Here is a 13,035-nt window from a genome sequence, read left to right on the forward strand (position 1 = left end):
TATAAAATGAGTAATAATAGAGTAAATAGTATTATTAATAATAATACTTATAAAGAAGCAATAGTAAAACTTGAAGAATATGAAGAAAAGAGAGAGTTTTGTAAACATGATATGGAGCATTTTATGAATGTTTCAAGAATTGCTTATATTATGACTTTAGAGGAAGGATTAAATTACTCTAAAGACGTAATTTATGCAATAGGGCTTTTACATGATATAGGAAGAGTAAAGCAATATGAAGATGGAACTAATCATGATATTGCAAGTGTAGAAATGAGTGTTGAAATATTAAAGGGAACAGATTTTACAAAAGATGAAATTGATGTAATTTTAAATGGAATAGCCAATCATAGAAAAGAAAGTGATAACAAACTTGAAGAGATAATTTATAAAGCAGATAAATTATCTAGACAATGCTTTAGATGTGAAGCAGAAAACGAATGTTATTGGAGCAAAGAAAAGAAAAACTTTAGAATTACATATTAACAGTTGTGATGTTGAAAAGTTAAGATTAATTATATAGTTAGAGGGAGGTTTTATTTTGAGAATTGGGAATAAGGAGTTCAAATTAGGTGAAAGAACTTACATAATGGGAATATTAAATGTTACACCAGATTCTTTTTCGGATGGTGGGAAGTTTAATGAGATAGAGGCTGCTGTAGCTCAAGCTAAAAAGTTAGTGGAAGATGGAGCAGATATAATAGATATAGGGGGAGAATCTACGAGACCTGGAGCAGACTTTGTTAGTGAAGATGAGGAAATAAGAAGGGTTGTCCCGATAATAAAAGCCATAAAGAAAGAAATGGATATAACTATATCAATTGATACATATAAAAGTAAAACAGCAGAAGAGGCAGTTAAAGCTGGAGCTGATATTATAAATGATATTTGGGGGGCTAAATATGATGAAAATATAGCTAAGGTTGCAGCTAAGTATGATGTACCAATTATATTAATGCACAATAGAAAAGATATACCATATGTAAATTTAATAGATGATGTAATTAATGATTTACAAGAAAGTATAGATATAGCATTAAGAAATGGTGTTAAAAGGGAAAATATAATTTTAGACCCAGGTATAGGTTTTACAAAAACTTATGAGGAAAATTTAAAAGTTATGAACAATTGTGAAAAGGTAAAAGAAATGGGATATCCTGTACTCTTAGGAACTTCAAGAAAATCAATGATAGGACTAACTTTAAATTTACCGCCATTAGAAAGAGTGGAAGGCACTGTAGCTACTACAGTTATGGGAATAATGAAAGGTTTAGAGTTTGTAAGAGTACATGATGTATTAGAAAATAAAAGAGCAGCTTTAATGACTGATGCAATATTAAGAGTAAAGTAGGTAAAAGTAATGGATAAAATATATTTAAAAGATATTGAAATTTTTGCAAATCATGGTTTATTTCAAGAAGAAAAAGTTTTAGGTCAAAAATTTATATTATCATTAGAACTTTCTTTAGATATTAAAGAATGTGCTAAAACTCATGATTTAACAAAGTCAGTTCATTATGGTGACTTATGTCATAAGGTAATAGATTTATTTCAAAGTGAAAGTATAGATTTGATTGAAACGGTAGTAGATAAAATCGCTAAATTTGTATTAGATAATTATTCTATAGTTAATGAAGTAAAAGTATTATTAAAGAAGCCATGGGCACCTATAGGAAGACATTTAGATTATGCTGCTGTTGAGACTACTAGAAGTAGACATAAGGCATATATTACTATAGGAAGTAATATGGGAGATAAAGAACAAAACTTTATTAATGCTATGAAAAAGATAGAAGAAATTGAAGGTATAAAAATATCTAAGGTATCTTCATTTATAACTACAGAACCGTGGGGAAATGAGGATCAAGATGAATTTTTAAATGGTGCTTTAGAGATTAAAACTTATTTAACACCACAAGAGCTTATGAGAGAGCTTCTTAGAATAGAACTTGAGCTTGGAAGAGTTAGAGAAGTTAAGTGGGGACCAAGAATAATAGATTTAGATATAGTTTTATTTGATGATATAGTTAGTAATGATGAATTTGTAATAACTCCTCATCCATTAATGCATTTAAGAGATTTTGTATTAAAGCCATTAAATGAAATTGCACCATATGCACTTCATCCACTTAAAAATAAAAGAGTATTTGAATTATTAGAAGAAATAAAATAAATTATATAAATAAATTTTAATTGTGTATAAATAGCCAGTAATATTAATCAAGAGGATTAATATTACTGGCTATTTTTATGAGATTTATTAATTACATAAAGACAAAATGAATAAATATTATTATGCTCAGAAACACCATCCATAGTAATTATATCTTCTGCAAAATTTCCATCCCAAGGGAAAAGAGTAACTGTATTATTATCATAAGCATTGAAAAGATATTTAGAATCTTCAAATTCAACAATTAGTTTATAAGTGATTGTTTTTTCAGATATATCAATATCATTATTATAATTATCCATATTTAATGATTCTAAAAAAGATAATAAAATATCATAGTCCTCAGGAGAAACTATATATTCTTGATAATAATTAACATCAAAGACTTTTAAAGTAAATTTTTTATCCTTTTTAAGGTTTTTATATACTTCATTTGAATAATAATAAATATTAGGCTTTTCTTTTAAATTTAAATATTTAGGGTCATTAAAAGTGCAACTAGGTAATAGAGAAATTAATAAAATTAAAATAATGAATTTTATGTATTTCATTTTAATCCTCCTAAAATAGGTTATACATATAAATATTCTGTTAATTAAATTTTTAGAACAAATAACTTTTTCGAAAATAATGTATTTTTTAGATAATAAAGTGTTGAAACATAGTAATAATTGATAAACAATAATAATATTATATTTTGTAATCAATATTTTAGGATAGAGTATTAATGAGAATAATTGCAACCATAGGACCAAATTCAGCTAATGAGGAAATAATAAGGCAAGCTATCTATAATGGGGCAGATACTTTAAGATTGAATTTTTCTCACTTTTATGAAGAACAGTTTAAGTTTGTAATAGAAGAAGCAAGGAATATAAAGTCGGATATTTCTATTATGGCTGATTTATGTGGCAAAAAGATAAGAGTGTCTGAAAAAATAAATAAAGTTTTTAAGGTTAATAAGGGCGAAAATATTCTATTTTGTAGTGAAGATATTTATGAATCCATTTGTATGAATATTTATGAAAAGATTATACCATTAACATTAAAGTCAGATATTATAAAAAATAATGATATAAAATATATATCTATGAAGGATGGCACTATAAAGTTTGAGATTGTAGATAAAGGTAAAGTTTTTTTGAAGGCAAAGGCTATTAATGATGGAATTATTAGAGGTGGAAAGGGATGTAATATTTCGGGTATAAATAATGGAGAAGTAATATTATCTAAGAGAGATAAAGAATGTTTAAAATGGGCATTGAATAAGGATATTAATATTATTGCACAATCATTTGTAGAAAATGATAAAGAAATTTTAGAAATAAGAAAGTTTATAAAAAACAGTAATTATGATAATGATAAAGTGAAAATATTTTCTAAAATAGAAACAACTACTGGCTTAGAGAATTATAAAAATATATTAAATGTAAGTGATGGAATAGTTATTGCAAGAGGAGATTTAATACCAGAGTGTGGATTGATTAACTCTGTAATTGGAGAAATGAAATTATTGAATAGTTTGAAAAAAGAAGAATTAAAAAAGGAAATAATAGTAGCAACACATTTATTGGATAGTATGATGAAAAAGGATACTCCTAATATTACAGAAGTAGAAAGTATTTGCAATTTTATAAAATATGGAGTAAATGGATTTTTGTTAGCCTCAGAGACTTCTGTTGGGAAAAGACCTATAGAAAGTATAGTTTTTATTCAAAAAATAATAAAAAGTTTTAGTAAATTGGAGTAATATATTATAGACAAAAAGGCACTTACTTTGTATTATTAAAGAGTATATTTTACTTAGGAGGAAATAAAATGAATGAACAAGAGAGAAATCTAAGATGGTACAACTTAGCTATGATGGCATTTGTATCTGTATGGGGTTTTGGTAATGTTGTAAATAACTTTGCCAATCAAGGATTAACAGTAGTAGTTTCATGGGTACTTATGATAGCTTTATACTTTGTACCATATGCCTTAATGGTAGGTGAACTAGGTTCTGTATTTAGAGAAAGTAAAGGGGGAGTAAGTTCTTGGATAAAGGGTACATTCGGACCTACTTTAGCTTATTTTGCAGGGTGGACATACTGGGTTGTACATATTCCATATTTAGCTCAAAAGCCACAAGCTGCTTTAATAGCTTTAGGGTGGACTGTAAAGCAAGATGGTAATTTTATTAAAGGTATGGATCCATTAATTGCTCAACTTTTAACTTTAGCAGTATTTTTATTTTTCTTATGGGTTGCATCAAGAGGTATAACTTCACTTAAATTAATAGGAACAATAGCAGGTACCTCTGTATTTGTTATGTCTTTATTATATGTAGTTTTAATGTTAGCTGCACCTGCAATAAGAGGAATACAACCAGCAACAACTAGCTTTGAATTTAAAAATATGATGCCAGAATTTAATTTCTCATATTTTACAACACTTTCAATGTTAGTATTTGCAGTTGGAGGAGCTGAAAAGATATCACCATATGTAAATAATATGAAAAATCCAAGTAAAAGCTTCCCAAAAGGGATGATTGCATTAGCAATGATGGTTGCAGTTTCTGCATTACTTGGTTCAGTAGCAATGGCAATGATGTTTGATGCAAATAATATTCCAGCTGATTTAAAAATGAATGGACAGTATTATGCATTCCAAATGCTAGGTGAATACTATGGCGTTGGTAAGTTATTCATAATTATTTACGCATTAGCTAATCTTCTAGCACAAATATCTGCATTAGTATTCTCAATTGATGCTCCACTTAAGGTGCTTTTAGCAGATGGAGATAGAAAGTTTATACCAAAAGCTTTAACTAAAACTAATAAGTATGGTGCACCGATTAATGGTTATATGATGACAGCTATATTAGTTGGAATACTTATAATAGTACCTGCACTTGGTATTGGAGATATGAATTCATTATTTGATTGGTTATTACAATTAAATTCTGTAGTTATGCCAATGAGATATCTTTGGGTATTCTTAGCCTTTATAGGTCTTAAAAAGGCAGCAGATAAATATAAATCAGATTATAAATTTGTTAAAAATGATAAGATTGCAATGACAATAGGAATTTGGTGTTTTGCATTTACTGCATTTGCTTGTATAATGGGGATGTTCCCAAATAGTGTTGAAGCATTTACTGGTGAATGGTGGTTCCAAGTTTCATTAAATGTGGCAACTCCATTTATATTAATAGGTTTAGGATTTATATTACCTGTAATTGCGAAAAGAAAAAATGATATGTCTAATTTAGAAGAAGCTTCTAATATTAGTGCATAGTATTAAAATTAAATTTATGCATATTAATAAGTTACATGACTTTTAATATGCAGTTTTTTTAGAAATATAAGTTATTTATAACCTTATAAAAAAATAATAAATAACTTATATTGCAAAAAATATATCTTCATAGTATAATGGGGCTATGGATAAAATATTATTAAAAAATGAGGTTGGTTATAATGAGTAGTTTCAAATCGATTATATGGACAATATTTGGAATTGTGGTTTTCATAGCTATTATTAGATTTGTAGGCTTTATATTGCCATATGTTTTAGTTGCTGCATTGGTAGCGTACATAGTATATAAAGTTAGAAAAAGCTTAGGATTGAAAAATAAAAAAGAAAACAATGAAACATATACTTCTTCATATAAGCAAAATAATGATATTTATGAACCAAGTTCTTCAAATGAAGATTACACAGGTAAAGTTATAGATGTTGACTATGAAGATGTAGATTAGTAGAGAATAATTTTTAAAATTTAATTAGTTTATAACACTATATAAGGCTATAACAAAATGTTTATTTAGTTTAGCTATATATAGTGTTTTTTATATGTTTAATTTAAAGTTTGTAAAAAATAAATTAAAAAAATTGCAAGAAAAAATAAAAATAATTCATAAATAATATATAATGCCTATAAAAAAATATATATATATAATATAAATGCAAGTAAAAGGATATATACTATCAAATGTTAGTTGATTTACCTTGAAAATATGGTATAATTAGGATATTGATATTAAAAAATAAAATAAATAAAAAGGGGCTATATTTATGAAAAAAATAAAAATGACAACTCCGTTAGTTGAAATGGATGGAGATGAAATGACTAGGGTTATTTGGGGAATGATAAAAGATGAATTATTAAAACCTTTTATTGAATTAAAAACAGAATATTATGATTTGGGGATAGAGTATAGAAATGAAACTAATGATGAAGTAACAGTACAGGCTGCTGAAGCTATAAAAAGATATGGGGTAGGAGTTAAGTGTGCAACAATAACTCCAAATGCAGATAGAATTAAAGAGTATAATTTAAAAGAAATGTGGAAAAGTCCTAATGGAACTATTAGATCAATCTTAGATGGAACAGTTTTTAGAGCACCAATAACAGTAAGTTCAATTAAACCATTTGTTAGAACATGGAAAGAACCAATTACTATTGCAAGGCATGCTTATGGTGATATTTACAAGAATGTTGAAATGAAAATTGAAGGAAAAGGAAAAGCAGAATTAGTTTTTACAGATGAAAATGGAGAGGAGAAAAGAAAATTAATTCATAAATTTAATGATAGTGGAGTGGTTATGGGAATGCATAACACTAATAAATCAATAGAAAGCTTTGCAAGAAGTTGCTTTAACTTTGCTTTAGATACAAAACAAGATTTATGGTTTGCTAGTAAAGATACTATTTCTAAAAAATACGATCATACTTTTAAGAATATTTTTTATGAAATATTTGAAAATGAGTATAAAGAACGTTTTAAAGAAGCAAATATTGAGTATTTTTATACGCTAATAGATGATGCAGTAGCTAGAGTAATAAAATCTAAAGGTGGATTTATCTGGGCTTGTAAAAATTATGATGGTGATGTAATGAGTGATATGGTTGCAACTGCTTTTGGTTCTTTAGCAATGATGACTTCAGTTTTAGTATCCCCAGAAGGATATTATGAATATGAAGCTGCTCATGGAACAGTTCAAAGACATTACTATAAACATTTAAAAGGAGAGGAAACATCAACTAATTCCATAGCAACTATTTTTGCATGGAGTGGAGCTTTAAGAAAAAGAGGAGAATTAGACTCTAATTTAGAGTTAGTTAGTTTTGCAGACAAGCTAGAAAATGCTGCTATTAAAACTATTGAAGAGGGAGTTATGACTAAAGATTTAGCACTTCTTACAGACTTAAAAGAAGTTAAAACTGTAAACACATATGACTTTATTAAAGAAATAAGAAAGACATTAGAAACAATGTAAAAGGATGCCTCTAAGGTCCAAATATTGGTTTGGATTTAGAGGCATAAATTATTTTAGTCAACATAAAATAATTATAAAAGCAAAGGAGGAAAAATTATGTCTCATAAAAATAATAAGAATTCTAAAGATAATAAAAAGTCAGGTCAAAAGACAAGAAGTGAAATGAGAAAAATGAGAGAGGAAACAGCTAATGAGGTTGGATATTCAAAGGAGTCAAGAAAGTTAGGTAAAGATAATCCAAGACCAGATTCAGCTCAAAAGATAGAACCATAATAAAAGTTATATACATGTTGATAATAGGAAAGTGTTAAGATGAATAGTAAAAAAAGAGTGTTTATTTGTAAACACTCTTTTTTATCAATATTTTTAAAAGAAAATTCAGCTTATCAGCAGAGTAAGTTGCTAAATAATCAAGTAGGTAAGTTCAAATAACTAAATTAAAGATTTAATTATTTGAATTTAAAATTTAGAACTTTACTTAAAATGCCCAATTTCCATTAGAGAAAATTTGAATAGTTTCATTATTTTTATTAATTCCAGTAATATTAAGGTCATTATTTCCTATCATAAAATCAACATGAATTATAGAATCATTAACTCCGATTTCTTCTAATTCTTTTTCTGAGTATTTTTCAGCATCCTTAACACAAGAAGAATAAGCTCTACCAAAGGCTAAATGACAAGCAGCATTTTCATCAAATAGAGTATTGAAGAAAATAAGTCCAGAATTTGAAATTGGAGAATCATAAGGAACAAAAGCTACTTCGCCTAAATATTTAGATCCTTCATCGCTATCAAGCATTTGCTTTAATACATCATATCCAGTTTCAGCAGTAAAATTTATAGCCTTACCATCTTTAAAAGTGATAGAAAAATTATCTATTAAATTTCCACCATAGCTAAGAGGTTTAGTTGAATAAACTATACCATTAACACCAGTTTTTTTAGGAAGTGTGAATACTTCTTCAGTTGGCATATTTGCATTGAAAGGAATATTATTAACATCATCTTCACTTCCACCAGCCCAAAGATGACCTTCAGGAAGTTCTATATTTAAGTCTGTTCCATTAGAACTAGTTAAATGTACACTTTTAAAATTATTATCATTCATAAATTTAATTTTTTCAGCTAAAGAAGAATTATGTTTTTCCCACGCTAAAGTAGGGTCTTCATTATCTACTCTTACTGTTTTAAAAATAACATCCCATAATTTTTCCATAGCTTCATCATTAGTAGCATTTGGGAATACCTTTTTAGCCCAAGAAAGAGTTGGAACAGATAATACACACCAACGACACTTATTAGACATTGTACTTTCACGATATTCTTTAACAGCTTCGTTTCTTGCTTTTTGAGAAGCTGCTATATTTTCCATTGGAACTCCTTTAAGACCATCTGGATCACTTGCAGAAATTCCAATAAAACAAGCTCCTTGTCTTGCATAATAATTATAGCTTTCTCCAACCCATTCAGGAACATCAGATAGAGTTTCAATTGAACTGTTAGAAAGTCTTATTTTACTAAGCTTTTGATCAGCATAATGTACAACAACGTCTTTAGCACCTCTTATGTAAGCTTCTTCAGCAATAAGCCTAGCAAACTCAGCTGTTTCTATTGGTGAATTAATAACTAATATATTATCTTTTTGAATGTTTACCCCAGTACTTACTGCAAGGGATGCGTATTTTCTTAATAAATTATTATTCATTTTATATAGCCCTCCTAAATATTAGTAATCGCTAATATTATAACATATTTAATAAGTTAAATTATAGAAATAAAAATAATATTATTAAGTTTTATAGTGATATAATATTATTTGACTTTTATATTTGGAATTTTTATGGCTTGCAACATCTTGTAAGCCATAAAAAAAATAACTATAATTAGTATTACAAGAATAAATGAAAAGGAAGAAACTAATGAAAAATTTATTAATTAACTTAGTAGAAAAAAATAAAAAATATACAGAAGAAGGGAAGCTTGCATCATATATACCTGCGCTATTAAAGGCAGATAAGGAAGCACTAGGACTTTGTGTTGTAGACATTAAAAATAATGAAGAGTATTGGGCTGGAGATAGTGATGTTAAATTTACTATTCAAAGTATCTCAAAGGTTGTTAGTTTAATTATAGCTCTTAATGATAACGGTAGAGAAAATGTATTTAAAAAGGTAAATGTTGAACCAACAGGAATGGGTTTTAATAGTATAGTTAATCTTGAGATTAGAAATCAAGATAGACCATATAATCCAATGATAAATGCTGGAGCAATAGTAACTACATCTCTTATTTTTGGAGAAAATGAAGATCATAAATTACAAAGGATATTAAATTTTTTAAGAAGAGCAACAAATAATCCTAGCATAGATATAAATAAAGAAATATATGAAAGTGAAAAGGCTACAGGAGATAGAAATAGATCTTTGGCTTACTTTATGAAAAGCTCTAATATATTAGAAGGAAATGTTGAAGAAGTATTAGATCTTTATTTTAAACAATGTTCTATTGAAGCTACAGCAAAAGATATGGCGAGATTTGCAGCTGTTATTGCAAATGATGGTATTGCACCATGGAGTGATGAAATTTTAATTTCAAGAGAAGTATGTAGAATAGTAAAAACTATAATGGTTACTTGTGGAATGTATGATGCATCAGGAGAATTTGCAGTTCATGTGGGCGTACCAGCAAAATCTGGAGTTGGTGGTGGAATAATAGCTACTGTACCTAAAAGATATGGCATAGGAATTTATGGTCCAGCTTTAGATTCTAAAGGAAATAGTATTGGTGGAATCCACATATTAAAAGATTTATCAGAAGAATTAGAACTTAGTATATTTTAAGATAAATATGATATAATTACTAAATAATACTATAAAAATATAGGACTATTTAAATTAATGTTTTTATATAATTTTAAATTTCTTGTTTATAAGTTATATACTGTAAAACTAATGATTTAAAATGTCAAAATACTGGAGGAATAAATGGAGAGATTACTTATTTTAGACTCAAATAGTCTAATGAATAGAGCATTTTATGCAATACCACCACTTACAAATAGTGAAGGAATACATACTAATGCAGTTTATGGTTTTACAAATATGCTTTTTAAAATGAAGGAAGAAATAAAACCAGATTATATAGTTGCAGCCTTTGATAGAAAAGCGCCGACTTTTAGACATAAAGAATATGAAGATTATAAAGCTGGTAGAAAAAAGATGCCTCCAGAGCTTGGCGAACAATTCCCTATAATTAAAGAATTACTTAACTTATTAGCAGTTAATATTTATGAAATAGACGGCTTTGAAGCAGATGACATAATAGGAACTTTAGCAAAGTTTGCTGAGAGTCATGGAATTGAAGTTTTCATAGTAACAGGAGATAGAGATGCTCTTCAACTTGCAAGTGATAACATTAAAGTTGTTATAACTAAAAAGGGTGTTACTGAAACTGCTGTGTATAATAAAGAAGCTTTTGAAGCTGAATTTGGAGTTACTCCAACACAATATATAGATGTTAAAGGTCTTATGGGAGATAAGTCAGATAATATTCCGGGAGTTCCAGGGGTAGGAGAGAAGACAGCCTTTAAGCTTATTCAAACTTATGGTTCTATGGAAGGTGTACTTTCTAATATAGATGAAATAAGTGGTAAAAAACTTAAGGAAAATTTAGAAACTTATAGTGAGCAAGCAATTTTTAGTAAAAAGTTAGCTACTATAATGACAGAAGTTCCTATAGATTTTGACTTAGAAGATATAAAAAGTCAGGATTCTTATAATAGGGAAGAAATTAAAAAGATGTTCTTTAAGTTGCAAATGAAATCACTACTAGCTAAACTACCAGGTGAAGATGAAGAATCTAATGAAGAAGAAAGGTTAGAAATAAAGGAAATTAGTACTATAGAAGCATTTAAAAATGAATTAAGTAAAAAGAGTAACATAACATATATAGGCTATAGCACTACAAATGCTAATCTTTATTCCAAAATAGAATTAGATAAACTTTACTTAAAGATTGAAAATGAAGTTATCTTAATAGACTTTAAACTTATATCTATGGAAAATTCAGAAGAAGCTATAAAAATACTTAAAAGCTTTATGGAAGATGAATCTATATCTAAGGTTATACATGATGGGAAAAATATTATAACTATTTTAAATAAGTTTAATATACAAATAAAGAATTTTATATTTGATACTGCTGTTGCAGCATATCTTATAGATTCAGCAAGAAGTAACTATCCTTTAGAAATATTAATTAATGAATACTTAACTAAAGAAGTTAAAGGTGAAGGAGATACTTTAATTTGTAATGCTGTAGCAAATATGGATGAATTATATTCTTATTTAAAAGATAGGATTAGCAAGGAAGGAATGGATGAATTATATTATAATTGTGAACATCCATTAATAAGTATTTTATCTAGTATGGAGGCTGTTGGGTTTAAGGTTAATGAAGAAAAATTAAATGAACTTGCAGTTAAATTTAAAGAGGAAATAGCTAGAACAGAAAAAGAAATTTATGAACTTTGTGAAGAAGAGTTTAATATAAGTTCACCAAAGCAACTAGGAAAAATTCTTTTTGAAAAGTTAGATTTACCTGTAATTAAGAAGACTAAGACAGGTTATTCAACTAATGCAGAAGTATTAGAGAAATTAATGGATAAACATCCTGTAATAGAAAAAATAATTTATTATAGACAAATAACTAAGCTTAATTCTACTTATGTAGAAGGCCTTAAGAATGTTATAGATGAAGACGGTGCTATACATTCTAGTTTTAATCAAACTGTTACAACAACAGGAAGACTTTCAAGTACAGAGCCAAATCTTCAAAATATACCTGTGAAGTATGAAATGGGTAGAGAAATTAGAAAGGTATTTATACCTAAAGAGGATACAGATGTTCTATTATCTTGTGACTATTCACAAATTGAGCTTAGAGTACTTGCACATATGGCAGATGATAAAAATATGATAGATGCATTCAATCATCATAGTGATATTCATACAAAGACTGCCTCAGAAGTATTTAAGGTACCTGTAGAAGAGGTTACATCTATTATGAGAAGTAGAGCTAAGGCTGTAAATTTTGGTATAGTTTACGGAATAAGTGATTTTAGTCTTTCACAAGATTTAAAGATAACTAAGAAGGAAGCATCAGAGTACATGGAAATTTATTTTGATAGATATCCAAAGATTAAAGGGTATTTAGAAAGTGCAAAAGAGGAAGCAAAGGAAAAGGGCTATGTATTAACTATTTTAAATAGAAGAAGATTTATACCAGAAATAAAATCTTCTAATAAAATAGTAAAGGCTCTTGGTGAAAGATTAGCGATGAATGCGCCAATTCAAGGAAGTGCCGCAGATATTATTAAGCTTGCTATGGTTAAAGTTTATGATAGATTAAACAAAGAAAAGCTAGAAAGTGAAATAATATTGCAAGTGCACGATGAACTTATTTTAAATGTTAAGGAAAAAGAACTTGAAGTAGTTAAAGCTTTAGTAAAAGAAGAAATGGAAAATGTACTTAAGATGTCTGTTGCTTTAGAGGTTGATACTAATATAGGAAATACTTGGTATGATGCTAAATAG

General features: G+C 27.7%; 12 protein-coding genes. 10 read left to right on the top strand and 2 right to left on the bottom strand.

The features are described 5' to 3' along the window. The first annotated feature begins 6 nt into the window (after positions 1 to 6). Genes HMPREF0216_RS09970 through folK form a run of 3 tightly spaced genes read left to right on the top strand, consistent with a single transcriptional unit; the run spans position 7 to position 2,173 of the window. Positions 7 to 486: an HD domain-containing protein gene (locus HMPREF0216_RS09970; RefSeq protein ID WP_005213928.1), complete on the top strand. Its 480-nt coding sequence runs from the start codon at positions 7 to 9 to the stop codon at positions 484 to 486. Between the two features lie 55 nt (positions 487 to 541). Then, complete coding sequence (gene folP, locus HMPREF0216_RS09975) at positions 542 to 1,351, top strand: dihydropteroate synthase (protein ID WP_040419626.1); 810 nt, start codon at positions 542 to 544, stop codon at positions 1,349 to 1,351. Between the two features lie 9 nt (positions 1,352 to 1,360). Further along, positions 1,361 to 2,173, top strand: a complete 813-nt coding sequence (gene folK / locus HMPREF0216_RS09980; RefSeq protein WP_005213930.1) for a 2-amino-4-hydroxy-6-hydroxymethyldihydropteridine diphosphokinase — start codon at positions 1,361 to 1,363, stop codon at positions 2,171 to 2,173. 62 nt (positions 2,174 to 2,235) lie between these two features. Here the strand turns inward: folK and HMPREF0216_RS09985 are convergent, their stop codons facing one another. Then, positions 2,236 to 2,724 (bottom strand): DUF4883 family protein, encoded by a 489-nt coding sequence (locus HMPREF0216_RS09985; protein ID WP_005213931.1) that lies wholly within the window; start codon positions 2,722 to 2,724, stop codon positions 2,236 to 2,238. Positions 2,725 to 2,900: 176 nt separating this feature from the next. Between HMPREF0216_RS09985 and HMPREF0216_RS09990 the strand changes: the two genes are divergently transcribed. From HMPREF0216_RS09990 to HMPREF0216_RS16805, 5 genes are all read left to right on the top strand, one after another. Continuing rightward, positions 2,901 to 3,923, top strand: coding sequence for a pyruvate kinase (locus HMPREF0216_RS09990; RefSeq protein WP_005213932.1), 1,023 nt, complete (start codon positions 2,901 to 2,903; stop codon positions 3,921 to 3,923). A 68-nt stretch (positions 3,924 to 3,991) separates the two neighbouring features. After that, a complete protein-coding gene (locus HMPREF0216_RS09995) occupies positions 3,992 to 5,452 on the top strand; it encodes an amino acid permease (protein ID WP_005213933.1) in 1,461 nt (486 codons plus the stop codon). Positions 5,453 to 5,634: 182 nt separating this feature from the next. Further along, entirely contained in the window at positions 5,635 to 5,916 is a 282-nt protein-coding gene (locus tag HMPREF0216_RS10000; RefSeq protein ID WP_005213934.1) for a tripartite tricarboxylate transporter TctB family protein, read from the top strand. A gap of 316 nt (positions 5,917 to 6,232) precedes the next feature. After that, positions 6,233 to 7,438, top strand: a complete 1,206-nt coding sequence (locus HMPREF0216_RS10005) for an NADP-dependent isocitrate dehydrogenase (protein WP_005213935.1) — start codon at positions 6,233 to 6,235, stop codon at positions 7,436 to 7,438. A 96-nt stretch (positions 7,439 to 7,534) separates the two neighbouring features. Beyond that, the gene (locus tag HMPREF0216_RS16805; protein ID WP_005213936.1) at positions 7,535 to 7,711 is read left to right on the top strand and encodes a hypothetical protein; all 177 of its coding nucleotides are present in this window, start codon (positions 7,535 to 7,537) and stop codon (positions 7,709 to 7,711) included. 205 nt (positions 7,712 to 7,916) lie between these two features. Here the strand turns inward: HMPREF0216_RS16805 and HMPREF0216_RS10010 are convergent, their stop codons facing one another. Continuing rightward, positions 7,917 to 9,146 (bottom strand): aminopeptidase, encoded by a 1,230-nt coding sequence (locus HMPREF0216_RS10010; protein ID WP_005213937.1) that lies wholly within the window; start codon positions 9,144 to 9,146, stop codon positions 7,917 to 7,919. A gap of 214 nt (positions 9,147 to 9,360) precedes the next feature. On the opposite strand from HMPREF0216_RS10010, the gene glsA reads away from it, so the two are divergent. Next, the gene (gene glsA / locus HMPREF0216_RS10015; protein ID WP_040419627.1) at positions 9,361 to 10,281 is read left to right on the top strand and encodes a glutaminase A; all 921 of its coding nucleotides are present in this window, start codon (positions 9,361 to 9,363) and stop codon (positions 10,279 to 10,281) included. A 144-nt stretch (positions 10,282 to 10,425) separates the two neighbouring features. Continuing rightward, a complete protein-coding gene (polA, locus tag HMPREF0216_RS10020; RefSeq protein WP_005213939.1) occupies positions 10,426 to 13,035 on the top strand; it encodes a DNA polymerase I in 2,610 nt (869 codons plus the stop codon).

Source organism: Clostridium celatum DSM 1785 (assembly GCF_000320405.1).
Classification (GTDB): Bacteria; Bacillota; Clostridia; order Clostridiales; family Clostridiaceae; genus Clostridium; species Clostridium celatum.